The organism is Klebsiella sp. KPN54798 (assembly GCF_021184225.1).
In the GTDB taxonomy this organism is placed as follows: Bacteria; Pseudomonadota; Gammaproteobacteria; order Enterobacterales; family Enterobacteriaceae; genus Klebsiella; species Klebsiella pneumoniae.
Window position 1 is genome coordinate 605,273 of record NZ_CP089234.1, and the last position, 23,145, is coordinate 628,417.

General features: G+C 58.1%; 23 protein-coding genes. 5 read left to right on the top strand and 18 right to left on the bottom strand.

Features of this window, described 5'->3' with window-relative positions; all coding sequences use genetic code 11:
• Positions 1-103: 103 nt before the first annotated feature.
• From LPQ25_RS02985 to LPQ25_RS03030, 10 genes are all read right to left on the bottom strand, one after another.
• Complete coding sequence (locus LPQ25_RS02985; protein WP_002917922.1) at positions 104-1,090, bottom strand: glutathione S-transferase family protein; 987 nt, start codon at positions 1,088-1,090, stop codon at positions 104-106.
• An 80-nt stretch (positions 1,091-1,170) separates the two neighbouring features.
• Positions 1,171-1,563, bottom strand: coding sequence for a DoxX family protein (locus LPQ25_RS02990; RefSeq protein WP_002917920.1), 393 nt, complete (start codon positions 1,561-1,563; stop codon positions 1,171-1,173).
• Between the two features lie 345 nt (positions 1,564-1,908).
• Positions 1,909-2,205 carry a YqjK-like family protein gene (locus LPQ25_RS02995; RefSeq protein ID WP_004181402.1) on the bottom strand — a complete coding sequence of 99 codons (297 nt, stop codon included), beginning with the start codon at positions 2,203-2,205 and terminating at the stop codon, positions 1,909-1,911.
• Complete coding sequence (locus tag LPQ25_RS03000; RefSeq protein ID WP_002917917.1) at positions 2,202-2,600, bottom strand: phage holin family protein; 399 nt, start codon at positions 2,598-2,600, stop codon at positions 2,202-2,204. Before LPQ25_RS03000 ends, LPQ25_RS02995 begins: the two co-directional genes overlap by 4 nt.
• Positions 2,601-2,602: 2 nt before the next feature.
• Positions 2,603-2,908: an ElaB/YgaM/YqjD family protein gene (locus LPQ25_RS03005; RefSeq protein ID WP_002917916.1), complete on the bottom strand. Its 306-nt coding sequence runs from the start codon at positions 2,906-2,908 to the stop codon at positions 2,603-2,605.
• A 45-nt stretch (positions 2,909-2,953) separates the two neighbouring features.
• On the bottom strand, positions 2,954-3,322 hold the full coding sequence (locus LPQ25_RS03010; RefSeq protein ID WP_004144860.1) for a DUF1090 domain-containing protein: 369 nt from the start codon (positions 3,320-3,322) through the stop codon (positions 2,954-2,956).
• 149 nt (positions 3,323-3,471) lie between these two features.
• Positions 3,472-3,849: an EnvZ/OmpR regulon moderator MzrA gene (gene mzrA, locus LPQ25_RS03015; RefSeq protein ID WP_004218213.1), complete on the bottom strand. Its 378-nt coding sequence runs from the start codon at positions 3,847-3,849 to the stop codon at positions 3,472-3,474.
• An 8-nt stretch (positions 3,850-3,857) separates the two neighbouring features.
• A complete protein-coding gene (yqjA, locus tag LPQ25_RS03020) occupies positions 3,858-4,520 on the bottom strand; it encodes a DedA family general envelope maintenance protein YqjA (protein WP_002917909.1) in 663 nt (220 codons plus the stop codon).
• A 340-nt stretch (positions 4,521-4,860) separates the two neighbouring features.
• Positions 4,861-5,637 carry a transcriptional regulator ExuR gene (gene exuR, locus LPQ25_RS03025; protein WP_002917907.1) on the bottom strand — a complete coding sequence of 259 codons (777 nt, stop codon included), beginning with the start codon at positions 5,635-5,637 and terminating at the stop codon, positions 4,861-4,863.
• A 127-nt stretch (positions 5,638-5,764) separates the two neighbouring features.
• Complete coding sequence (locus LPQ25_RS03030) at positions 5,765-7,066, bottom strand: MFS transporter (RefSeq protein WP_002917905.1); 1,302 nt, start codon at positions 7,064-7,066, stop codon at positions 5,765-5,767.
• A 480-nt stretch (positions 7,067-7,546) separates the two neighbouring features.
• Between LPQ25_RS03030 and uxaC the strand changes: the two genes are divergently transcribed.
• The 3 genes from uxaC (at position 7,547) to LPQ25_RS03045 (ending at position 11,149) form a co-directional block, all read left to right on the top strand.
• Positions 7,547-8,959, top strand: a complete 1,413-nt coding sequence (gene uxaC, locus LPQ25_RS03035) for a glucuronate isomerase (protein ID WP_002917899.1) — start codon at positions 7,547-7,549, stop codon at positions 8,957-8,959.
• Between the two features lie 18 nt (positions 8,960-8,977).
• Positions 8,978-10,465 (top strand): UxaA family hydrolase, encoded by a 1,488-nt coding sequence (locus LPQ25_RS03040; RefSeq protein WP_002917898.1) that lies wholly within the window; start codon positions 8,978-8,980, stop codon positions 10,463-10,465.
• A gap of 129 nt (positions 10,466-10,594) precedes the next feature.
• On the top strand, positions 10,595-11,149 hold the full coding sequence (locus tag LPQ25_RS03045) for a YgjV family protein (RefSeq protein ID WP_002917897.1): 555 nt from the start codon (positions 10,595-10,597) through the stop codon (positions 11,147-11,149).
• Positions 11,150-11,164: 15 nt separating this feature from the next.
• Here the strand turns inward: LPQ25_RS03045 and sstT are convergent, their stop codons facing one another.
• The 5 genes from sstT to LPQ25_RS03070 form a co-directional block, all read right to left on the bottom strand.
• Complete coding sequence (gene sstT / locus LPQ25_RS03050; RefSeq protein WP_002917895.1) at positions 11,165-12,412, bottom strand: serine/threonine transporter SstT; 1,248 nt, start codon at positions 12,410-12,412, stop codon at positions 11,165-11,167.
• A 266-nt stretch (positions 12,413-12,678) separates the two neighbouring features.
• Positions 12,679-13,650: a TerC family protein gene (locus LPQ25_RS03055; RefSeq protein WP_014906889.1), complete on the bottom strand. Its 972-nt coding sequence runs from the start codon at positions 13,648-13,650 to the stop codon at positions 12,679-12,681.
• Between the two features lie 271 nt (positions 13,651-13,921).
• Complete coding sequence (locus LPQ25_RS03060; protein ID WP_004149902.1) at positions 13,922-14,911, bottom strand: Gfo/Idh/MocA family protein; 990 nt, start codon at positions 14,909-14,911, stop codon at positions 13,922-13,924.
• A 73-nt stretch (positions 14,912-14,984) separates the two neighbouring features.
• Complete coding sequence (locus LPQ25_RS03065) at positions 14,985-15,485, bottom strand: M48 metallopeptidase family protein (protein ID WP_004144843.1); 501 nt, start codon at positions 15,483-15,485, stop codon at positions 14,985-14,987.
• 19 nt (positions 15,486-15,504) lie between these two features.
• Positions 15,505-16,107: a helix-turn-helix domain-containing protein gene (locus LPQ25_RS03070; protein ID WP_014906890.1), complete on the bottom strand. Its 603-nt coding sequence runs from the start codon at positions 16,105-16,107 to the stop codon at positions 15,505-15,507.
• 43 nt (positions 16,108-16,150) lie between these two features.
• On the opposite strand from LPQ25_RS03070, the gene LPQ25_RS03075 reads away from it, so the two are divergent.
• Both LPQ25_RS03075 and rlmG read left to right on the top strand, forming a co-directional pair.
• The gene (locus LPQ25_RS03075; RefSeq protein ID WP_014906891.1) at positions 16,151-16,858 is read left to right on the top strand and encodes a B3/B4 domain-containing protein; all 708 of its coding nucleotides are present in this window, start codon (positions 16,151-16,153) and stop codon (positions 16,856-16,858) included.
• Between the two features lie 85 nt (positions 16,859-16,943).
• Positions 16,944-18,074 (top strand): 23S rRNA (guanine(1835)-N(2))-methyltransferase RlmG, encoded by a 1,131-nt coding sequence (gene rlmG / locus LPQ25_RS03080; RefSeq protein ID WP_014906892.1) that lies wholly within the window; start codon positions 16,944-16,946, stop codon positions 18,072-18,074.
• A 108-nt stretch (positions 18,075-18,182) separates the two neighbouring features.
• Here rlmG and LPQ25_RS03085 read toward each other — a convergent pair whose 3' ends face one another.
• From LPQ25_RS03085 to lsrR, 3 genes are all read right to left on the bottom strand, one after another.
• Positions 18,183-20,204 (bottom strand): NADPH-dependent 2,4-dienoyl-CoA reductase, encoded by a 2,022-nt coding sequence (locus LPQ25_RS03085; protein ID WP_004185776.1) that lies wholly within the window; start codon positions 20,202-20,204, stop codon positions 18,183-18,185.
• 183 nt (positions 20,205-20,387) lie between these two features.
• Positions 20,388-21,986, bottom strand: coding sequence for an autoinducer-2 kinase (gene lsrK, locus LPQ25_RS03090; protein WP_014906893.1), 1,599 nt, complete (start codon positions 21,984-21,986; stop codon positions 20,388-20,390).
• A 37-nt stretch (positions 21,987-22,023) separates the two neighbouring features.
• Positions 22,024-22,995, bottom strand: a complete 972-nt coding sequence (gene lsrR / locus LPQ25_RS03095; RefSeq protein ID WP_004144837.1) for a transcriptional regulator LsrR — start codon at positions 22,993-22,995, stop codon at positions 22,024-22,026.
• Between the last annotated feature and the right edge of the window lie 150 nt (positions 22,996-23,145).

Genomic DNA, 23,145 nt, shown 5'->3' on the forward strand with positions numbered 1-23,145 from the left:
ATCACTTGTTTTTTAAGCGATCGCAATAAGAATAGACGTGAATGAATGGTGGGTAAATATCTGTTTTCTGAATTATTGGGCGCCATCACTGGCGCCCGACAGATCAACGGAAGCGCTGATCGCGACCGTGCGGTTCGTTGAGATCCTGCTGCGGCCCAATGGAAATAATACCGGTAGGGTTAATGGTTTTATGGCTGCGGTAATAGTGGTGACGGATATGCGGAAAACTCACCGTCTCGGCGATACCCGGCATCTGGTAGATGTCGCGCAGGAAACCGTACAGATTGAGGTAATCGCTGATGCGCCGTTTATCGCATTTAAAATGGGTCACATATACCGGGTCGAAGCGTACCAGCGTTGTCCACAGGCGAATGTCGGCTTCCGTTAGCTGATTGCCCGTCAGATAGCGATGCTGGCCGAGGATCTGCTCCAGCCGCTCCAGCGAGGTAAAGACCGCATCCACCGCTTCGTCGTAAGCTTGCTGGCTGGTGGCAAAGCCGGCTTTATACACGCCGTTGTTGACGTTGTCATAGATCCAGCCGTTCAGCTCATCGATTTGTTCCCGCAGCGCTGGCGGGTAGTAATCCCCGGCCCGGGCGCCAAGGCCATCGAAGGCGGTATTGAACATGCGGATGATTTCTGCCGACTCATTGCTGACGATGGTCTGCTGTTTTTTATCCCACAGCACCGGCACGGTCACGCGTCCGGTGTAGTGCGGGTCGGCGTGCAGATACAGCTGATAGAGAAAGTCATGCTGGTAGAGGGTATCGCCGGTGGCTTCCGGGAAGCTATCGTCAAAGGTCCAGCCGTTTTCCAGCATCAGCGGATTGACCACGGATACGGGGAGAAAAGGTTCCAGACCTTTTAATTTACGCATAATTAACGTGCGATGCGCCCACGGGCAGGCGAGAGAAACATACAAATGATAGCGATCCTTTTCCGCGGCAAAACCGCCTTCACCGCTGGGGCCAGCCGCGCCGTCGGCGGTCAGCCAGTTACGGAAGGCGGAAACGGAACGTTTAAAACGCCCACCGGTGGATTTTGTGTCATACCAGGTATCCTGCCAGACGCCGTCAACTAATTGTCCCATCTTTGCTCCTCCTTCAGACTACAGATAGCAAAAGCGAGGAGTGGTCTCCTCGCTTTTTTCATTCATTCAGTATAGTGCGCTTACCATTTCTTATTCAGTACACGGTCAATACTGAAGGCGCCCGGTCCGGTAATGGCCAGCAGCAGGTAACCGCCCGCAATGGTCAGGTTCTTCATGAACATCAGGGAGTTCACGCCTTCCGCAAAGTTGCTATGGAACAGGAACGCGGTCAGCAGCGTAAAGCCCGCAGTGAACAGCGCGGTGGTCCGGGTCAGGAAACCGAACAGAATCGCCAGACCGCCGCCGAACTCAAGGAGGATGGTCAGCGGCAGCAGCGCGCCCGGGACGCCCATGGCTTCCATATACTGCTGGGTTCCCGCATAACCGGTGATTTTGCCCCATCCTGCAGTGATAAACAGAATCGGCATCAGAATACGCGCTACCAATACACCAACATCTTCTAATTTTTTCATTTGTTACTCCAGAAAACCCAAAGGGCGGCGGTTTTGTTTTTTAGTGCAATCCCGCGTAGTTACGCGGTGTTGCTGTCGATGGAGAGGATAGTAGCGAGGCGGAGAGGGAATTGTTAGCAAGGAAAACTGTAGATCTATTTCAAAGTTTCTGAGCAATCAGTACGCGGAGGCGAAAGTGTACCAAACGCGATGGGCCACCACCGGTCCTGGTATGGCGTGAGGTAAAGGGCGTCGTAGAGAAGGGCGCGCTACGGAAAAGGCGCATGTTGCTGCGAACAGGGTGCGGTAACGGACAGGGAAATGGCAGAGCGTGGGCGCCAGGGAAAGCGCTCACGCTCAGGGCCGCTAGCGAACTGCCGACTGGCGCAGGATCCCGCGCACCAGGCGCCAGGTGCTCCACAGTCCGAGTCCGCGTTTGGTCCAGCGCATTAAAAAATGCGGATGTCGTACGGACCATACGGCCATCAGACCGCTGCCAACCATCAGCCACGAACGTAAACTCAGCAGCGTATGCCAGCCGCGGTCGAGGGGCGCAGTCGCCTCGTGCCAGTGACGGCGGCAGGCGCTGAGCTCCAGCCGTTGCTGCTGGATCTGGCGCAGCAGCTGCGCCTTGTGCCGTTCACGCTCCTGTCGGCCATTCACGATTTATCCTCCTCCAGAAGGGCACGGTCGTTCTCCAGCTCTTTACGCGTTAGACGCAGCAGCGTGGATCGGCGCGCCTTACGTAGGGTTAGGATACCCACGATCGCGGCGGCAAGGAGCAGCACAACGGTGGTGGCGATCATCACGTGCAGGCGGTACTGAGCGTCAACGGCCCAGATAACCAGCACCAGCAGACTCATGAGGCCAAACGCGGCAAACAGCAGCGTCAGTCCGGTCATGATCAGCAGCTGGAAGAGGTTGGCTTTCTCCTCCTCCAGCTCCACGACGACCAGACGCAGCCGCGTTTCCACCATTTCGACCAGCAGCGTGACGATGCGCTGACCAATGGAGAAAACGCGCTGACCCGGTCCCTGCGTGTGTTGAGTATTCGCCATAATCAGCGACGCGACAGCAGGACACCCAGCACCAGCCCGACGGCGGCGCCAATTCCTACCCCAGTCCACGGATTTTCGCGAACATAATCATCCGCTCGCGCGGCGGTCTCACGAGTTTGACGAAGAATCGCTTCGCTGGTTTCACCCAAACGAGCGCGGCTCTCTTTCAGCGCGCTCTCGGCTTTACTGCGCAGTTTACCCATCTCTTCTTTCGACTTGTCCGCCGAGGAATTTAGTACTTCCTCCAGGGTATCCGCCAGCGTTTTCAGTTCTGCACGAAGGTCGTCAGTCACATTCTCTTTAGCCATGTCGTTCTCCTGTAGCGTGGTCCGTGTTGCGAAAGTTAATGGTGATTAGTAATCCCGAGACTCCAGCGTTTTTAACTCCTGTTGCGCTTCATTGAGTTTATGCTGGCGTTTGTTAATTTTGTCCGCATCGCCTTTCTTCCGGGCTTCCTGCAGATCGCGCTGACGTTCAGCGATCTCTTCCCGCTGTTTGGCAATTTTTTGCTGATGATCGGCTTTGAGTTTACTGTCGCTACAGTTTTCCCGAACCTGACGTAGCGCGGTATTTAGCCCATCAATGCGACTTTGATTATGATGCTTTTCGGCGTAGCTGATCTCTCGTTGAATATCCTGCTCTTTTTCCTGGCAGGGAGAGGCGGCTAGGGCGCTGGCGCTAAGTGAAGTCAGGACCAGAAGCAGAGCGATGCGGTGTTTCATGGATAGTACCTTCCATTGTCTGAGGGGATACCCGGAGGATATACCCGTTCCCGTTGGTGAACGTGAATGCGTTGATTCCCGCAGGTTTAAGCATAGTAACAAATGCGGGAAACCACCAGACTGGGTTAAAAACGCAGTCTGGCGGCAGCTTACCCGAGGCGATGCGGCGCGTCGCGCAGGCGGGATAGCCAGGCGGTGGGCGAGTTATCGTCCTCCAGCAGGGCAATAATATAACCATGTGGCAGAGCGCGGCCGAGAACTTCTTTCGCCGCCGCGCCCTGGGCGGTGGAATCGAACTTAATCAGCAAACCATCCTTCTGCGGCGTGATGCTTTTAAAGCGGATGCCGTTGGCATCGAGATGATGCCAGACGGAGAAACCGTCCGGCATTCCGATACCCTGGCCAACCGGGCGTATCGCCAGCGTGGCCTCCTGCTGCTGCACCGCCAGCCAAAGCCAGAACAGGGCGCCGAGCAGAAGAGAACCACCCAGCAGCCAGCTGAACTGGCGCAGGGAAGGGCGTTTCATGACCATCATTAGCCCCGGCTTCTGTATTTTTTCTTCCACAGTACCACCAGCGAGCCGATCAGTCCGAAGACCAACAGGGCAACCGGCAGGAGCATCAGGCAGGACATCAGCTGATCTTCATACTTGAGGAATACCGGGGTTTTACCCAGCAGATAGCCAAGCGAGGTCAGGATGAGCACCCACAGCAGGCCGCTCATCCAGTTGAAAAACTGAAAACGGGCGTTATTAAGGCCGGAAAGCCCGGCGATGGTGGGCAGCAGCGTGCGTACGAAGGCGATAAAGCGGCCGATCAGCAGCGCGGAGAGCCCATGCTTATGAAACAAGTGATGCGCACGCTGGTGATAGTGCGAAGGTAGGTGTGACAGCCAGTTTTGCACGATCCGCGTATTACCCAGCCAACGCCCCTGAATATAGCTTAGCCAGCAGCCGAGGCTGGCGGCGGCGGTGAGCAGCAGCAAAGTTTCCGGAAAACCCATCGCCCCTTTGGCGATCAGCACGCCCACGAGCACGAGCAGACTATCCCCCGGTAAAAACGCGGCAGGCAATAACCCGTTCTCAAGGAACAAAATCATAAACAAGACAAAATACAGCATGCCTATCATGGAGGGATTCGCGAGCGTTTCGTAATCCTGAGCCCACAAGGCATTCAATAACTGGGTAAATAGTTCCATTCACGATTCCTGGTACATCGGTTAACGGCACGTCTGAGCGCGCGGCATATAGGGCGACAAGATTTTTATGAGATTATGGTCGCTGCTTAGGCGCTCTGAACGCTTCCCTGTATAAGACTGAAGTAAGTAAATACCTACCCCCAGAACGACAAAATGCATCTAATTGTAACAAATCACCTGACTTTCCGTCAGAGAAATTGCAACGTGTTGCTCGTTGATTTTGCTGATTGCGGAGATGGGAGGCGAGAGGATTTACACAGGCTGACACTATATATGACTTGCTTACTCCAGCCTCACTGTCAGACAGGCGCGCAGGGGGGCGCGCCGGAGGGATAAGGCCTTATTTCGCGCCGTTGACTGCGGTATCGAGATGAACGACTGGGTTTTCGGCAAATAAGTAGCGATCGGCATTAAATTCAAAGTCATCGCTGGTTTCGTTGAACAACATTTGCTTGGTATTTTCCAGATGCTGCCACATCGCCAGCTTGGCGGCGTTGGGATCTTTTCGCAGCAGAGCTTTCAGGATCTGATCGTGGTCGTCGCACCAGTTATCGACCGTACGCAGGTCGATATGCTCATGCAGCTTTTTCCAGTAGGGGTTATGCACGCGCTGGGTCCACATCTTTTCCACGATCGCCGCCAGCGCGCTGTTCTGCGTCGCCAGCGCCACCTGGACGTGAAACTGCAGGTCCCACTCGGAGTCGCGGAAACATTTCTCGTTACGCGCTTTCTCCTGAATCTCCATCAGCTTCATGATGTCCTGTTTGGTCACCTGAGTCGCCGCGAATTCGGCAATATTGCTTTCAATTAGCTGCCGCGCCTGCAGCAGTTCAAAGGGGCCATAGTTGGCGAACTCAAGGCTTTCATCGGCCACCTGCTGGTATTTCGGATGGTTGGAGATAACGTGGATACCCGACCCTTTGCGGACTTCGACATACCCTTCCACTTCCAGCATGATAATGGCTTCACGAACCACGGTGCGGCTGACGTTTTTTTCATCGGCGATGAAGCGCTCGGCGGGCAGCTTATCCCCTACAAGGTAGACACCTTGTTCGATGCGCGTCTTCAGCTCAGCGGCAAGCTGCTGATATAGACGGCGTGGTTCAATGATTTCCATATTCGCTCCCGGAAGATGGCGACAATATTCGATTTGTTATACCACTTTTACGCGCTTTCCACCACTGGCAGGCATGAAAAAGCCGCCTGAGAAGGCGGCTTGATCGGCGATTACCTTGCCATTCGATCTAACTCTGCGTGACCGGTTTGCGGCTGCTAAGCGGCGTCGAGTCATCGTCAGCCGGTTTGTTTTTCAGCACCGTCCAGATAACCAGCGCGCCAAGGAGGTCAAAGACGGCCAGTACCGCAAACAGCGGGCTAAAGCCGATGGTATCCGCCAGCGCGCCGACGACCAGGGCGAACATGGTGCTCGCCAGCCAGGCGGCCATCCCGGTCAGACCGTTAGCGGTAGCGACTTCGTTACGGCCAAAGACGTCGGAAGAGAGGGTAATCAGCGCCCCGGACAGCGCCTGGTGAGCGAACCCGCCGATGCACAGCAGGGCAATCGCCACGTACGGGCTGGTGAACAGGCCGATCATCCCCGGGCCAATCATTAGCAGGGCGCCCATGGTGACCACCATTTTACGCGACACGATCAGGTTGACGCCAAACCAGCGCTGGAACAGCGGCGGCAGATATCCGCCGACGATGCAGCCGAGGTCGGCGAACAGCATCGGCATCCAGGCGAACATGGCGATCTCTTTCAGGTTAAAACCGTAAACTTTGAACATGAACAGCGGGATCCAGGCGTTAAAGGTCCCCCAGGCCGGCTCAGCGAGGAAGCGCGGCAGGGCGATACCCCAGAACTGACGGTTGCGCAGGATTTGCCACGGCGACATTTTCTTCGCGTTATTGGTCTGATGCTGAGACTCCTGACCGCCAATGATGTAGTCACGTTCTTCGTCAGATAATTTTTTCTGGTCGCGCGGATGTTTGTAGAAGATAAGCCAGGCGATAGCCCAGGCGAAGCTCAATACCCCGGAGATGATGAACGCCATCTGCCAGCTGTGCATGACAATCGCCCACACCACCAACGGTGGCGCGATCATGGCGCCTATAGAGGAACCCACGTTGAAGTAGCCCACCGCGATAGAACGCTCTTTTGCCGGGAACCACTCTGAGCTGGCCTTCAGGCCGGCGGGGATCATTGCGGCCTCCGCTGCGCCGACTGCGCCACGGGCCAGCGCCAGTCCACCCCAGCTGCCGGCCAGAGCCGTTGAGCCGCAGAATACCGCCCAGGCGATGGCGAAGAAGGCATAGCCAATTTTGGTCCCCAGAATATCAAGGACATACCCCGCGACGGGCTGCATAACGGTATAGGCAGCGGAATAGGCTGCAATGATATAGGAGTACTGTTGGGTCGAAATGTGTAACTCTTCCATCAGCGTCGGCGCGGCCGCCGCTACGGTGTTACGGGTCAGGTAGCCCAGCACGGTGCCCAGCGTCACCAGCGCGATCATGTACCAACGTAACCCTTTAATTTTACGCATGTAAACCTCATCGTCTGTTATCTTTCCGCATCAGGTGCGGCCTTTACCGAGCGCAATAAGCGGCCGGGAAAGCGAAACGGAGGATTCAGGAGGGTAGTCCCCTCTGGCCTGAACCTTACCATCAGTTGTTATGTTGAAAGTCGGTATCCATTCCGTATAAGCCGATGCCATAAGCACCGGTAATGCATTCCGTCGGTTTATATGTTGCGACGGCAGAAAGATAACTTGTCATACAACTTTAAAAGTTGAGAGCTGTCACAAAAGTGGGAAAGTTAGTGTGGTCTTTATCCCTTGCCTGGAAAGCCAGAGATGGCGCGCTCTGGCGAGGTGTTTTGCTCCAGGGCGGTCATTTTTTTATCGACGTTTATTGATCTAACTCACGAAAAACAGTTCGGTCTGTAGAAATTGGTGTGATAACTTTGTCAGCATTGTAGTCAATCATCTGAAAGGCTCCCGCACTGGAGCGAAGAGGACACGCGAATGACATCGTTTATGACTGAAGATTTTCTACTTGATACCGAGTTTGCCCGCCGTCTGTACCATGATTACGCCAAAGATCAGCCGATTTTCGACTACCACTGCCACCTTCCGCCGCAGCAGGTTGCCGAAAACTATCGCTTTAAAAACCTGTATGACATCTGGCTGAAAGGCGATCACTATAAATGGCGCGCAATGCGCACTAACGGCGTGCCGGAGCGTCTGTGTACCGGTGATGCGTCCGATCGCGAGAAATTTGACGCCTGGGCGGCCACGGTTCCGCACACTATTGGCAACCCGTTATACCACTGGACCCATTTAGAGCTGCGTCGACCTTTTGGTATTACAGGTAAGCTGTTGTCGCCATCCACCGCCGATGAGATCTGGGACCAGTGTAATGATTTGCTGGCTCAGGATGCCTTCTCCGCCCGCGGAATCATGAAACAGATGAATGTGAAGATGGTCGGTACCACCGACGATCCGATTGATTCTCTTGAGCACCACGCGGCTGTCGCCAAAGACAACTCCTTTGACATCAAAGTGCTGCCGAGCTGGCGCCCGGATAAAGCCTTCAACATCGAGTTGGCGACCTTCAATGATTATATGGCTAAGCTGGGCGAGGTATCCGATACCGATATTCGCCGCTTCGCTGACCTGCAAAGCGCCCTGACCAAACGTCTGGATCATTTTGCCGCACACGGCTGCAAAGTCTCCGATCATGCGCTGGACGTGGTGCTGTTTGCCGAAGCGACCGACGCCGAGCTGGATGACATTCTGGCGCGCCGCCTGGCTGGCGAGACCCTTAGCGAACACGAAGTGGCGCAGTTCAAAACCGCGGTGCTGGTATTCCTCGGCGCAGAGTATGCCCGTCGCGGCTGGGTCCAGCAGTACCACATTGGCGCGCTGCGTAACAACAACCTCCGTCAGTTCAAACTGTTAGGGCCAGACGTCGGCTTCGACTCGATCAACGATCGTCCGATGGCGGAAGAGCTGTCTAAGCTGCTGAGCAAGCAGAACGAAGAAAACCTGCTGCCGAAAACGATTCTCTACTGCCTGAACCCGCGTGATAACGAAGTGCTGGGCACCATGATCGGTAACTTCCAGGGTGAAGGCATGCCAGGCAAGATGCAGTTCGGCTCCGGCTGGTGGTTCAACGATCAGAAAGACGGTATGGAGCGGCAGATGACCCAGCTGGCGCAGCTCGGGCTGCTGAGCCGCTTCGTCGGGATGTTGACCGACAGTCGCAGCTTCCTCTCCTACACGCGCCACGAATACTTCCGCCGCATTCTGTGCCAGATGATCGGCCGTTGGGTGGCTGCCGGCGAAGCGCCTGCGGATATCGCGCTGCTGGGCGAGATGGTGAAAAACATTTGCTTTAACAATGCGCGTGACTATTTCGCCATTGAACTGAACTAAGGCCAGAGGTCGGTTGATATGCAATACATCAAAATCCATTCGCAGGATAACGTCGCGGTCGCGCTGACGGATATCGCTGCCGGTAGCGTGGTGACGATTGATAATGACTCGGTCACCCTCGGCCAGGATATCGTTCGCGGCCACAAGTTTGCACTGCGCGCTATCGCGAAAGGGGAAAACGTCGTTAAGTACGGGTTGCCGATTGGCCATGCGCTGGCGGATATCGCGCCGGGAGAGCATGTTCATGCGCACAATACGCGCACCAATCTCAGCGACCTTGACGCGTATCGCTATCAACCGGACCTGGTTGCCCAACCGCCACAGCCTGCGGATCGCGAAGTACAGATTTATCGTCGCGCCAACGGTGACGTCGGCGTGCGCAATGAGCTGTGGATCCTGCCGACCGTCGGCTGCGTCAACGCGATGGCCAGACAAATGCAGAACCGTTTCCTGAAAGAGACGTATGGCGCTGAGGATATCGATGGGGTACATCTCTTCAGCCACACCTATGGCTGCTCGCAGCTTGGGGACGATCACATCAACACTCGCACCATGCTGCAAAATATGGTTCGTCACCCGAACGCCGGGGCGGTGCTGGTGGTTGGCCTTGGCTGTGAAAACAACCAGGTGGAGGCCTTTCGCGAGACGCTGGGCGAGTTTGACCCGCAGCGCGTGCACTTTATGGTTTGCCAGCATCAGGACGATGAAGTGGAGGCGGGGGTTGAGCATCTGCATCAGCTGTATGAAGTGATGCGTCAGGATAAACGCCAGCCGGGCAAGCTCAGCGAGCTGAAGTTTGGCCTCGAGTGCGGGGGATCGGACGGCCTGTCGGGCATTACCGCTAATCCGATGCTGGGCCGCTTCTCAGACTATGTGATCGCCAACGGCGGCACTACCGTGCTGACCGAAGTGCCGGAGATGTTCGGCGCTGAACAGTTGCTGATGAGCCACTGCCGCGACGAAGCGACCTTCGACAAGCTGGTGACCATGGTCAATGACTTTAAGCAGTACTTTATTGCTCACGACCAGCCTATTTACGAAAACCCCTCGCCGGGTAATAAGGCCGGAGGGATCACTACCCTCGAAGATAAGTCGCTGGGCTGTACTCAGAAAGCGGGCTCCAGCCAGGTGGTGGATGTTCTGCGCTACGGCGAGCGCCTGAAGGTTCATGGTCTGAATTTACTGAGCGCGCCGGGCAACGACGCGGTCGCCACCAGCGCGCTGGCCGGCGCCGGCTGCCATATGGTGCTGTTCAGCACCGGTCGCGGCACGCCGTACGGCGGCTTTGTGCCAACGGTGAAGATCGCCACCAATAGCGAGCTGGCGGCGAAGAAAAAGCACTGGATCGACTTTGATGCCGGGCAGCTGCTCCACGGCAAAACGATGCCGCAGCTGCTGGAAGAGTTTGTGGATGCCATTGTAGCCTTCGCCAACGGTAAACCGACCTGTAATGAGCAGAATGACTTCCGCGAGCTGGCCATCTTTAAAAGCGGTGTTACCCTGTAAAGGCGTATTTGCGTTGGCGCCCAGAGGCTTGGTTTGTGTATCGGCCTGATAGCGTAGCGCCATCGGGCTCGTAACAGCGGCGTTTCAGCCAGTGAAGCGCCGTTTGTTTTTTTCAGTCAGGGAGCTTACATGACCGCGTATTGGCTGGCCCAGGGGGTCGGCGTCATCGCCTTTCTTATCGGCATTACCACCTTTATCAACCGCGATGAACGCCGTTTCAGGCTACAGCTGGCGGTCTATAGCGCTATTATCGGCGTTCATTTTTTCCTGATGGGCGCCGGGCCGGCTGGAATGAGCGCCGGGCTCAATGCGCTTCGCACGGTCATTTCCTTACGCACCCGTAGCCTGTGGGTGATGACAGTCTTTATCCTCCTGACGTTGATTCTCGGCCTGGGTAAACTGCAGCATGCCATGGAGCTGCTGCCGATCATTGGCACCGTCGCCAGCACCTGGGCGCTGTTTCGCTGCAAAGGGCTAACCGTCCGCTGCGTGATGTGGTGCTCCACCGCCTGCTGGGTCACGCATAATCTGTGGTTGGGTTCCATTGGCGGGACGCTGATCGAAGGCAGTTTCCTGATCGTCAACGGGCTGAACATCATTCGCTTCCGCCGGATGCAAAAGCGCGGTATCGATCCGTTTAAGGTTGAAAACGCAGTACAGGAAGAGAGCCCCTCCGCCCGATAGCGGAGGGGAAAGGCGTTATCCGCGCAGGGCGTTTTTCGCCAGCTGGTCGTCTTCCGCCATGCAGGCCGCGGCGGTAAACAGGGCGTCGGTGGAGGAGTTCAGCGCGGTTTCGCAGGAGTCCTGCAGCACGCCGATAATAAAGCCAACGGCAACCACTTGCATCGCCACATCGTTCGGGATCCCAAACATATTACAGGCCAGCGGGATCAGCAGCAGCGAGCCGCCCGCCACGCCGGAGGCGCCGCAGGCGCACAGCGAAGCGACCACGCTCAGCAGCAGCGCCGTCGGCAGATCCACCGGAATATTCAGCGTATGCACCGCCGCCAGCGTCAGCACGGTGATGGTGATTGCCGCACCTGCCATATTGATGGTCGCCCCCAGTGGAATAGAGACCGAATAGGTGTCGCGATCCAGATTCAGCTTCTCGCACAGCGCCATATTCACTGGAATGTTGGCGGCGGAACTGCGGGTGAAGAACGCGTAAACGCCGCTTTCGCGCAGGCAGGTGAGCACCAGCGGATAGGGGTTGCGGCGGATCTTCCAGAACACCAGCAGCGGGTTAATCACCAGCGCTACCAGCAGCATACAGCCCACCAGCACCAGCAGCAGCTGGGCATAGCCCCACAGGGTCTCGAAACCGGTGGTCGCCAGGGTGGAAGATACCAGGCCGAAGATCCCCAGCGGCGCAAAGCGGATCACCACTTTAACGATAAAGGTCACCGCGTGGGAGACGTCGTTGATCAGGTTTTTGGTGGTGTCGTTACCATGACGCAGGGCGAAGCCAAGCCCCACCGCCCACACCAGAATGCCGATATAGTTGGCGTTCAGCAGAGCGTCGATCGGGTTGGACACCATGCTCATCAGCAGGCCGCGCAGCACCTCAACAATCCCCGACGGCGGCGTGATGCTGTCGGCGGCGGTGGTTAAGTGCAGGGTCGAGGGAAAGAGAAAGCTGAACAACACCGCGGTCAGCGCCGCGCTAAAGGTGCCCAGCAGATAGAGAAACAGAATGGGGCGTATACTGGTTTTTTGTCCGTGCTGATGGTTGGCGATCGAGGCCATGACAAGCATCAATACCAGCACCGGCGCTACCGCTTTTAACGCGCCGACGAACAGGGTCCCCAGCAGACCGACGGCGATAGCCGCAGGCTTAGAGACCAGCGCCAACAGTACGCCAAGCACCAGGCCGATTAAAATTTGTTTCACCAGGCTGCCTTGCGCCAGGCGGGAGAGCCACCCTGATGAGGGAGTGCGTGTTGTCATAATTCATTCCTTCCAGTGATGTAGCAAGCCATCCCAGCCACGTATTATTTTTTACGTTTATGTCAGGATGTAAGTAGATGTTTGCATAGTCGAGTATACGGAAAGAAAGACTGGCGGGAAGCGTAAAATACTGTGATTTTAATATGGATCTTATTTTTTAACTGCGTAGTAACATAATTGTGACATGAGCAGGTATTCTCGTTACGAGAACGTCTGCTATAGCTGATTACCGCGCCGCCAGCGAGGGCCGACGGCGCGGTAGCAGATTACTCTGGCAGTTTGCGCTGCTTGTCGTGCTGCCTGTTGACCCAGGCGTTAATCAGCAGCGTGACGGCCAGGATGCCGCCCACCACGCCCAGCGAGATGGCAACCGGGATATGGTAGAAGTCGACGATCAGCATCTTCACGCCAATAAACACCAGGATCACCGACAGACCGTATTTGAGCATCGAGAAGCGCTCAGCGACCCCCGCCAGCAGGAAGTACATGGCGCGCAGGCCGAGGATGGCGAACAGGTTCGAGGTCAGCACGATAAACGGATCGGTGGTGACCGCGAAGATTGCCGGGATACTGTCGACGGCGAAAATCACGTCGCTCAGTTCCACCAGAATCAGCACCAGCAGCAGCGGGGTGGCGAACAGCACCCCGTTTTTACGGGTGAAGAAGCGCTCGCTCTCGATTTTATCGGTCATCCGCAGATGGCTGCGGATCCAGCGCACCAGCGGCTTATCGCCGATGCCGGACTCGTCCTCCTTCGCCAGCGCCATCTTCACGCCGGTAAACAGCAGGAAGGCGCCAAAGACGTACAGCAGCCAGTCGAACTGCGAAATCAGCCAGCTGCCGGCGAAGATCATAATGGTACGCAGAACGATCGCGCCCAGTACGCCATACACCAACACCCGGCGCTGCAGAACAGGCGGTACGGCGAAATAGCTGAACAGCATCAACCAGACGAAGACGTTATCGACCGCCAGCGCTTTTTCAATCAGATAACCGGTGAGGAAGGCTAAGGCCTGCGGATCGGCGACGGCCCGGCCCTGGGTTTGCACCAGATACCACCAGAAGGCGGCGTTGAACAGCAGAGAAAGCGTGACCCAGAGGATTGACCAGCCAGCGGCCTGCTTCATGGTCATGCTATGCGAACCGCGTCGTCCCTGAAGCAGCAGGTCGATTGCCAACATGATCGCGACAACGACAGCGAATCCACCCCATAGCAACGGCGTGCCGACAGTATTCATTTGATATTCCTTACATAAAAACAAAACGGCTGACGTCGGAAGACGGCAGCCGCTGCGCTTTTATGCATAGACCTCGCCTTCCGGCAAGGTCTCACTTACAACAACCAAAGTACATCGCGATGGGCTTTGGTTATTGCCCGGCGACCGGATGCGGTATTGCACGCATCGTAATGACGATCAACCGGCAAGGAAGTTACTCCCCTTTGCACGTAACAAAATATGTCACAGGGCGGTTTTCGTCAATGGCGGCCGGTCAGGCCTTTACACTCTTTTACGCCAGCGGCTGCGTATCGGCCGGGAAGATCACCCCGGTCTGGCGACGAATTTCGCTGGACAGTTTGGCGGTGATCCGGCTCACCGCCAGGCCCGGGTGATCCACATCCTGTGTCTCCACCAGCCGCGCAAAGGTCTCCGCTTCATACAGCATGGTATTAATGTGCTGGGGCTGCGTCAGGTCCTGGGCTTTACCGCCGCGCGGCACAAACGCCAGCTTCTGACATTCGGAGATTTTTTCGATCACTAACGCGCCGTCTTCGCCCTGAATTTCACTGGGGATCGCGGAATCGCTAACTTTGGAGTGATGCAGCGTCACGTCGAAGTCGCCATAGCTCAGCACCACGGTGCCCTGGGCGTCTACGCCGCTGTCCAGCAGGCTGGCGGTGGCAAGAACGGCCCGCGGCTCGCCCCACAGCGCCACAGCGGACGCCAGGCAATAGAAGCCGATATCCATAATCGAACCGTTAGAGAACGCCGGGTTAAAGGTGTTGGGGTTTTCGCCGTCAAGGTAGCGCTGATAGCGTGAGGAGTACTGACAGTAGTTGATAAAGGCTTTGCGTAGTTTGCCCACTTTAGCGAGCGTTTCTTTCAGTAGGAGAAAGTTAGGCAGACTGGCGGTTTTAAAGGCTTCAAACAGCACCACGTTATTTTCTTTCGCCAGCGCTATCGCCGCCTCGACTTCCTGCAGGTTCGACGCCAGCGGCTTTTCGCAAATGACGTGCTTCTTATGGCTCAGGAACAGCCGGGTCTGCGGAAAGTGCAGCGAGTTCGGGCTGGCAATATAGACCGCGTCAACGTCAGGGCTCTGTGCCAGTTCATCGAGCGAGGTAAACAGATGCTCGACCGGATAGTCTTTGGCGAAGGCTTGCGCCTGTTCGAGGCTGCGGGAGTAGATGGCGGTAAGTTTATATTTGCCGGTTTCATGGGCGGCATCGACAAACTGCTTGGTGATCCAGTTTGTGCCAACAACTGCGAAACGTATCATAAACGTTGACGAACTCCGTTAAAGGGAACCTGCCGCCACTCTATCATGCCGTCATGACAAAACCAGTGCGTCACTACGCAGAACGATTTAACGAAAGGTGCGTCAGCCACAGGCGGGTGTCGAACTCCAGCTGGTGGTACTGCGGCTCCATATGGCAGCACAGCTGATAAAAAGCCTTGTTGTGATCCTTCTCTTTCAGATGCGCCAGTTCATGAACCACGATCATCCGCAGAAAGGCTTCCGGCGCGTCGCGAAATACCGTCGCCACGCGAATTTCCGCTTTAGCTTTCAGCTTACCGCCCTGCACGCGGGAAATGGCGGTATGCAGGCCGAGCGCATTGTTCAGCACGTGGATCTTACTGTCATACATCACTTTGTTGATCGGCGCCGCGCCGCGCAGAAAGCGGTTTTTCAAGTCCTGGGTGTACTGATACAGCGCTTTATCGCTGTTAACGTCGTGCCCTTGCGGATAGCGCTTTTGCAGCACCTCGCCGAGGCGGCCTTGCTCGATTAACGTGGTCACCTGCGCCAGCAGCGATTCAGGATAGCCCTGTAAATAAATGAGTTTTGTCATCGTCTTATCATTATGTCTGTCAGGAGGGCAGTTCAGCCACGGTCATGGTAAAGACCAGCGGCGCGGTACCCTCATTGCGGTAACCGTGCTCTATTTCGGTGCGGGCCACCGCCGATTCCCCGGCCGCCACCGTGCGGCAGGTCTCGCCAAGCGTCAGCGTCAGCGAGCCGGCTTCCACGTGCAGCAGCTCGAAGGTAGTTGCCGGGTGGCCGGGCGAGGTAAAGGCTTCGCCGGGCTGCATCTCCCAGCGCCACAGCTCAATCATATTCGGCCCGGCGGTGCCGGCGAGGAGCCTGGCGCTGCCCCCCAGCGGGCCTTGCCAGAGGGTGGGGATCTGCTCGGCGGGAATAATATGCAACGCGGGTTCGCTTGCCACATTGACAATATCCGCTACCGATACGCCCAGCGCGGCGGCGAGTTTGCAGAGGATCGCAATGCTGGGATTGGCGGCCTCTTTTTCCATCTCGACCAGCATACCTTTGCTGATGCTGGCCCGGCGCGACAGCTCGTCCAGCGACATTTTTTTCGCTTTACGGTAGGCCTTCAGCCGCGTGGCGACGGCGCGACTTACCTGGTCGACATCAGATCCTGAATCGGTCGTTATATTGACTTTTACGTTCATTGGTCACTATGATGAAACAAATTGGTCATTACAGGATTATCGAATGCGTAGCGTAACGCCGTCAATCGAATCTGCGGTCAGCCGCCTGGCGCCGGGCTTTCGGGCATTAAGTATTGTGGTGGAGAGCGCGCCGGTGGCCGATCCCGCCGTCGCGGAGCAGGCGCTGGCCGAGGCCTGCCTGGCGGTGCAGCAGGATGATGTGCCCTGGGCGCAAGCGCACCTGGCGGCATGGGATGAAGCGTTCAGCGCCTTCGGCGCGAAGGCGAAACGTACCCCCTGTTCGGCGCAGGCGCTGCGCAAGCGGGTGCTGAAAGAGGGGAGCCTGCCGGCCATCGATCCGGTGGTAGATATCTACAACGCGATCAGCATTCGCTATGCCGTCCCGGTCGGTGGGGAAAATCTGGCCGCCTACCGTGGCGAACCGCGGCTGGTCATTGCCCGCGGCGATGAGCCATTCGATACGCTAAAATCGGCAGAGCCGGTAGTGGAATATCCGGAGCCGGGCGAAGTCATCTGGCGGGATGATATAGGCGTAACCTGCCGACGCTGGAACTGGCGACAGGGCGTGCGCACCCGGCTGGACAGCGGCGCGCAGACGATGTGGTTTATTCTCGAAAGCCTGCCGGCGATGCCGTTGTCGGCCCTGCATGAGGCGGGAGAGCGGCTGGTAGGTTATCTGCAGCAGCTGATGCCCGGCGCCCGCGCGTCGATAACGCTGCTGCGAGCCGATGACGAGGGCGATCTACGCTGAGCGGCGATGATCAGCGATCTCTCTTCAACTGGACAGGATTTGCGTATAAACTCGCGGGTTTTACTATTCCGGAGGCGGAGAGGCGATGAGCCAGGCAGAGTTAAACGGTGAGTTATTCACATTAGAGCGGTTCCCACCTAACGCTGAAGAAGAAGCGCTTCAGGCATGGGAAGCGGCGGATGAATATCTGCTGCAACAGGTGAATGACGTCGACGGCCTGACGCTCATCTTCAACGACGGCTTCGGCGCGCTCGCCTGCGCGCTGGCGGAGCGCAACCCGGTCAGTATCAACGACTCCTTTATTTCCGAGCTGGCGACCCGCCACAACCTGCGGATGAACGGTATCGATGAAGAGAACGTGCGCTTTCAGGATAGCCTGAGCCCACTACCGGCCGCGCCGGCGCTGGTGCTGATTAAGGTGCCAAAACAGCTGGCGCTGCTGGAACAGCAGCTGCGCGCCCTGCGCGAAGTAGTTACGCCGGAAACCCGCATCATCGCCGCGGCGAAAGCCCGTGATGTGCACAACTCGACGCTGGCGCTGTTTGAAAAAATCCTCGGCACCACCACCACCTCGCTGGCCTGGAAAAAAGCGCGTCTGATCCACTGCGTTTTCACCGCTCCTGAGCTTGCCGATGCGCCGCAAACCTACAGCTGGAAGCTGGACGGCACGCCGTGGACCATCCATAACCACGCCAACGTTTTTGCCCGCAGCGGGCTGGATATCGGCGCGCGTTTCTTCTTGCAGCACTTACCGTCTGATTTAGAAGGCGAGATCGCCGATCTCGGCTGCGGCAATGGGGTGATTGGCCTGCAGGCGCTGGCGCAAAATCCAAACGCCAGCGTGATGTTCACCGATGAGTCGCACATGGCGGTGGCTTCCAGCCGGTTGAACGTCGAGCGCAATCTGCCGGACGATATCGCACGCTGTGAATTTATGGTCAACAACTCGCTCTCCGGCATTGAGCCCGACCGCTTTACGGCGATCCTGTGTAATCCGCCGTTCCATCAGCAACACGCTATTACCGACCATATCGCCTGGCAGATGTTTAACGATGCCCGCCGCAGCCTGAAATACGGCGGCGAGCTGTACGTCGTCGGCAACCGCCACCTCGATTACTTCCGTAAGCTGAAGCGCGCGTTTGGTAATTGCACGACGATTGCGACGAACAATAAGTTTGTCATTTTGAAAGCAACGAAGGTGCGTAAGCAGCGCTGATTCTTGTCGCGGTTTCCCCCGGCTCGCGGCTGTCGCCTTAGCCGGGCTAGCGTGCGGGATTATCGTGGTAGCCCGGTGAAGGCGCATCGCGCCGCCCCCGGGACAGGGCTAAATCGCCAGCGCCAGTTTAGTGCCCTGGGCAATCGCCCGGCGCGCATCCAGCTCCGCCGCCACGTCGCAACCGCCGATGAGATGCACCGTTTTCCCCGCCGCGCGCAGCGGATCCGCCAGCTCGCGGCGCGGCTCCTGACCGGCGCAGATCACCACCTGATCGACCGCCAGCAACTGGCGCTCGCCGCCGATAGTAACATGTAACCCTTCATCATCGATCTTTTCATAGCTGACCGCCGGGATCATTTTCACCCCGCGCGCCAGCAGCGTCGCGCGGTGGATCCAGCCGGTGGTTTTGCCGAGCCCTTCGCCCGGTTTGCTGGCTTTGCGCTGCAGCATCACAATCTGTCGCGGGCTTTTACTCAGCTGCGGGCCTTCAGCACTCAGCCCTCCCGCCGTTTGCAGGCTGGTATCGATACCCCATTCGCGGCAGAACTCGCCGATATCCTGGCTGGTGGCCGCGCCCGACTGGCTTAAAAACATCGCGGTGTCGAAGCCGATGCCGCCGCAGCCGATAATCGCCACCTTCGCGCCAACCGGCGCTTTATCGCGCAAGACATCAAGGTAGCTCAGCACTTTGGGATGTTCGATCCCGTCGATCGCCGGCAGGCGCGGGGCGATACCGGTGGCGAGGATCGTCTCATCGAACGCCAGCAGATCGTCTGTCGTGACGCGGGTGTTCAGGCGTAGATCGACACCATGCAGATCGAGCATGGTGCGGTAGTAACGCAGCGTCTCGTGAAACTCCTCTTTGCCGGGGATCTGTTTGGCGATATTAAACTGACCGCCGATCTCCGGGAGCGCATCAAACAACGTGACGTGATGACCACGGGCGGCAGCGTTTACGGCGAAGGCCAGACCGGCAGGCCCGGCGCCGACCACCGCCAGCCGTTTAGGCGCGTTGGCAGGCAGGACCGGCATCAGGGTTTCATGACACGCGCGCGGGTTGACCAGACAGGAGGTGACTTTGCCGACGAAGATCCGATCGAGACACGCCTGATTGCAGCCGATGCAGGTGTTGATCTGATCGGCGCGATCGTCCTGCGCTTTTGATATAAATTCGGCGTCGGCAAGGAACGGGCGGGCCATCGATACCATATCGGCATCGCCGCGGGCGAGAATATCCTCCGCGACCTGCGGATCGTTAATGCGGTTGGTGGTGATCAACGGGATCGACACCGCGCCCTTCAGCTTGCGGGTGACCCAGCTGAAAGCTCCGCGCGGTACCGGCGTGGCGATGGTCGGAATGCGCGCTTCGTGCCAGCCAATCCCGGTGTTGATGATGGTCGCTCCCGCCGCTTCAATCGCTTTGGCCAGTTCGGTGACTTCCGCCAGCGTGCTGCCGTCGTTGACCAGATCGAGCATCGATAGGCGGTAGATGATAATGAAATCGTGGCCGGCGCGCTGGCGTACCGCCTTAACCACCTCTACGGCGAAACGCATGCGCCTGGCATAATCGCCGCCCCATTGGTCGTCGCGCTGGTTGGTGCGCGCGGCGAGAAATTCGTTAATCAGATAGCCCTCAGAGCCCATCACTTCGACGCCGTCATATCCCGCTTCGCGCGCCAGTTGGGCGCAGTGGGCAAAATCATCGATCAGCGTCAGGATCTCATCGTGGCTCAGTTCATGGGGGGTAAAACGGTTGATCGGCGCCTGTAGCGCCGAGGGGGCCACCAGCGCGGGCTGGTAGCTGTAACGGCCGGTGTGCAGGATCTGCAGAGCGATTTTGCCGCCTTCCTGATGTACCGCATCGGTAATATGGCGATGATGCGCCAGATGGCTGGCGTCGTTGAGTACCGCGCCGCCGGCCATGGTGACGCCAGAGGGCGCCGGAGCGATGCCGCCGGTGACGATCAGCGCCACGCCGTGACGGGCGCGTTCGGCGTAAAAGGCCGCCAGCCGCTGCGCGCCGTCCGGCAGCTCTTCCAGCCCGGTGTGCATCGAGCCCATCAACACGCGGTTTTTGAGCGTTGTGAAGCCCAGCTCAAGCGGGGCGAAAAGCGACGGATAGCGGCTCATAGTGGCTTCCAATGTAAAATTATTGTTATGTGGTCGGATGAGTTACTAATTTAGCCATCGTGGAGAAAAAGGGAAAAGGGGAGTGCGGTGATTGTGATGGGATTCAAAGAACGGCGAAGCGTTTCCCCACACCCCGGCCCTCTCCCAAAGGGAGAGGGGGGAAAGGCGGAGCGGCACCGGTAGTTAGGGTGAGGGGGAAGACGCAACGCGCTGGCGGCGTTCCAGACCCGGCGCCTGCCACATCGACGTTGTCAGTCCGCTATCGACAAGGCCAAGCTGATCGGCGTACACCGTCTGCCACTTGCTCATCATCTCCTGATACAGCTCGCGATGCTGCGGATTTGGGGTGAACTCGCGGTGCCAGCTCACTAACCGCTCTCCGGTGCTGGCCATATCGTCATACAGCCCGGCGCCGGTTCCGGCGGCGATGGCGCAGCCCAGCGCGGTGGCTTCGCGGACCACCGGCACCCGCACCGGCAGGCCGGTGACGTCGCTGAGGATCTGGCTCCACAGCGCGCCTTTAGAGCCGCCGCCGGCAAACACCATGCTCTCGAATGTTACCCCGGAGAACTGCGAAATCTGGGCCAGGTTGCAGGCGGAGACAATCGCCGCGTTCTCCTCCAGCGCGCGGAACAGGGTCGCTTTATTGCACTTCTCCGGATCGATGGAGAGGTTAATAAACGACGGCGCGGCGTGGTACCACTGCTTAAAGTGCATGGCGTCGGAAAAAATAGGCATCACGCCGTGGGAACCGGCGGGCACGCGGCTGGCCATCTCCTCCAGCAGCGAATAGGCATCGACGCCGAGCCGCTCGGCAATCAGTTTTTCTTCAGCGCAGAAGGCGTCGCGAAACCAGCGCATGGTCAGGCCGGTAAAGAAGCTGATCGATTCCGCCTGCGCCATGCCGGGAATCACGTGAGGATTAACGCGAATATTCATCTGCGGATCGGTACGCACCTGCGGCAGGTTGACCACCTGCTGCCAGAAAGTGCCGCCGAGTACCGCGGTTTGCCCGGCGCGCACCACCCCAAGGCCCAGGCAGCCGAGCTGGACGTCGCCGCCGCCCATCACCACCGGCGTCCCGGCGCGCAGGCCGCTCTGCTGCGCCGCCGCTTCGGTGACGGCGCCCAGCAGGGTACCGGTCTCTTTGACCGGCGACAGCATATCGGCGCGCAGCCCGGCCATATCCAGCAGCGCCGGACGCCAGTCGCGGCTGAACAGATCGAGCATGCCGGTGGTGCCGGCGTTTGACGGGTCGACCGCCAGCTCGCCGGAAAGCTTCGCCGCCAGCCAGTCGCTGATCATGGTGATGGTTGCCGCTTTGCGGTAGATATCGGGGCGGTGGTGCGCCAGCCACAGCAGGCGCGGCATGGCGCTGAGCGCCAGGGTTTGTCCCGAGACCTCGTATACCTCGGATTCGAAGCGATAGTCGTGGATCTCCTTAAGCTCCGCCACTTCGCGGCTGGCGCGGGCATCGACGTTGGCGCAGGCCCAGATGGCCTCGCCGTTGCGGTCATAGAGAACGATGCCTTCGCGCATCGAACAGCAGGCGACGGACTGAATATCGGCGGCAGAGAGCCGGGCGGCGTCGAGCGCCTGGCGAATGCACTGGCAGGCCAGCTGCCAGTTGGTGGTAAGGTCGAACTCCATCGAGCCGGGGACGTTATCAACGCTCAGGTGTTTCCATTCGGCCTGGCCTACCGCCAGCTGGCGGCCATTAAGATCGAAAATAACCGCCCGAATGCTGCCGGTCCCGGCATCTAACGCTAACAGGTAACTCATGACATGCGCCTCGCTGTTGTCGCGCGGCGCCAGGCCGTCAGGAGGCCAGGGTAAGCACCGCGCGTGCTGTTGTCTCTTCCGTTACCAGGCCATTAATGCGCTTGCCAATCAGAGCGGCATAAATCGCCTGCGCTTTTTCTTCTCCCCCGGCGACGCCAACGATGGTCGGCAGCTGCGCTAGCTCATCAAGGGTCACGCCGAGCAGTTCCCGATGGATCTCCAGTCCTTCTACCGGCCTGCCGTCGGCCTGCAGGAAATAACCTAAAATGTCGCCGACCGCGCCTTTGCGGGCGTACATAAGCTGTTCGCCCTCGCTGATATAGCCGGAGCGCAGGATGGTCGCGTCGCGCCGCTGATCGATGGCGCCGATGCCAACCACCGCCGCGTCCGCCGCCGTCGCCGCGAGGATCACGTCGCGCACGCTCGACTCACGGCGCAGGATCTCGGCGACCTCCGCCGAAGAGACCCGCAGCGGCGCCGGGATAATGCTGACGCTGCAGGCGGCATCCAGCTGGCCAATACCGGTCATATAGGGGCCGACGCCGCCGGAGAGGGTCACCAGCCGCACCTGCTGCGAGCCGATAAAGCCGCTGAGATGCTGCAGGCAGCTCATGGTGGCTTCGCCGAAGCCGACCGCCAGCAGCTGTCCCGGCTGCAGAATGCCCATCAGCGACTGCGCCGCGCCGATACCCAGCCGGGTATTCATCGGCGGGGTGTTGAGCGCCGGCAGTACGCGGGCAATCTTGAGGCCAAAACGCTGCTGGAGTTCACTTTCCAGTGCCAGACAGCCCTCATAGCGCGAGTTGATCTGCACGCGGATCACCCCGGACTGGCGGCCTTTCTCCAGCAGGCGGGAAATCTTCAGCCGCGGCAGCCCCAAACGCTCGCCGATGTCATTTTGCGTCAGGCCGTCGTGGTAGTAGCACCACGCCACCCGCGCCACCAGCTCTTCCTCGGCTAACGCCAGCCCGGCGTAGCGGTTCTCTTCCGTAATGCGTTTTTCGCTCATAAATTGAACTCTTATAAAAATTTAGATCATATGTTCGCTATTGCGCGGCCGGAAAGTGTGAGCCGACTGGCAAAACGGATCTTTCATCGCTGGCCCATTTTTTCCTGAGGATCTAAAGCGCCAAACTGTGATCTTCGCACGGTTGTAAAT

Excerpts from the sequence above, each read along its gene's own strand:
- LPQ25_RS02985 (WP_002917922.1), bottom strand. The coding sequence starts at position 1,090 with ATGGGACAATTAGTTGACGGCGTCTGGCAGGATACCTGGTATGACACA.
- LPQ25_RS02990 (WP_002917920.1), bottom strand. The coding sequence starts at position 1,563 with ATGAAAAAATTAGAAGATGTTGGTGTATTGGTAGCGCGTATTCTGATG.
- LPQ25_RS03000 (WP_002917917.1), bottom strand. The coding sequence starts at position 2,600 with ATGGCGAATACTCAACACACGCAGGGACCGGGTCAGCGCGTTTTCTCC.
- LPQ25_RS03005 (WP_002917916.1), bottom strand. The coding sequence starts at position 2,908 with ATGGCTAAAGAGAATGTGACTGACGACCTTCGTGCAGAACTGAAAACG.
- LPQ25_RS03010 (WP_004144860.1), bottom strand. The coding sequence starts at position 3,322 with ATGAAACACCGCATCGCTCTGCTTCTGGTCCTGACTTCACTTAGCGCC.
- mzrA (WP_004218213.1), bottom strand. The coding sequence starts at position 3,849 with ATGAAACGCCCTTCCCTGCGCCAGTTCAGCTGGCTGCTGGGTGGTTCT.
- yqjA (WP_002917909.1), bottom strand. The coding sequence starts at position 4,520 with ATGGAACTATTTACCCAGTTATTGAATGCCTTGTGGGCTCAGGATTAC.
- exuR (WP_002917907.1), bottom strand. The coding sequence starts at position 5,637 with ATGGAAATCATTGAACCACGCCGTCTATATCAGCAGCTTGCCGCTGAG.
- LPQ25_RS03030 (WP_002917905.1), bottom strand. The coding sequence starts at position 7,066 with ATGCGTAAAATTAAAGGGTTACGTTGGTACATGATCGCGCTGGTGACG.
- uxaC (WP_002917899.1), top strand. The coding sequence starts at position 7,547 with ATGACATCGTTTATGACTGAAGATTTTCTACTTGATACCGAGTTTGCC.
- LPQ25_RS03040 (WP_002917898.1), top strand. The coding sequence starts at position 8,978 with ATGCAATACATCAAAATCCATTCGCAGGATAACGTCGCGGTCGCGCTG.
- LPQ25_RS03045 (WP_002917897.1), top strand. The coding sequence starts at position 10,595 with ATGACCGCGTATTGGCTGGCCCAGGGGGTCGGCGTCATCGCCTTTCTT.
- sstT (WP_002917895.1), bottom strand. The coding sequence starts at position 12,412 with ATGACAACACGCACTCCCTCATCAGGGTGGCTCTCCCGCCTGGCGCAA.
- LPQ25_RS03055 (WP_014906889.1), bottom strand. The coding sequence starts at position 13,650 with ATGAATACTGTCGGCACGCCGTTGCTATGGGGTGGATTCGCTGTCGTT.
- LPQ25_RS03060 (WP_004149902.1), bottom strand. The coding sequence starts at position 14,911 with ATGATACGTTTCGCAGTTGTTGGCACAAACTGGATCACCAAGCAGTTT.
- LPQ25_RS03065 (WP_004144843.1), bottom strand. The coding sequence starts at position 15,485 with ATGACAAAACTCATTTATTTACAGGGCTATCCTGAATCGCTGCTGGCG.
- LPQ25_RS03070 (WP_014906890.1), bottom strand. The coding sequence starts at position 16,107 with ATGAACGTAAAAGTCAATATAACGACCGATTCAGGATCTGATGTCGAC.
- LPQ25_RS03075 (WP_014906891.1), top strand. The coding sequence starts at position 16,151 with ATGCGTAGCGTAACGCCGTCAATCGAATCTGCGGTCAGCCGCCTGGCG.
- rlmG (WP_014906892.1), top strand. The coding sequence starts at position 16,944 with ATGAGCCAGGCAGAGTTAAACGGTGAGTTATTCACATTAGAGCGGTTC.
- LPQ25_RS03085 (WP_004185776.1), bottom strand. The coding sequence starts at position 20,204 with ATGAGCCGCTATCCGTCGCTTTTCGCCCCGCTTGAGCTGGGCTTCACA.
- lsrK (WP_014906893.1), bottom strand. The coding sequence starts at position 21,986 with ATGAGTTACCTGTTAGCGTTAGATGCCGGGACCGGCAGCATTCGGGCG.
- lsrR (WP_004144837.1), bottom strand. The coding sequence starts at position 22,995 with ATGAGCGAAAAACGCATTACGGAAGAGAACCGCTACGCCGGGCTGGCG.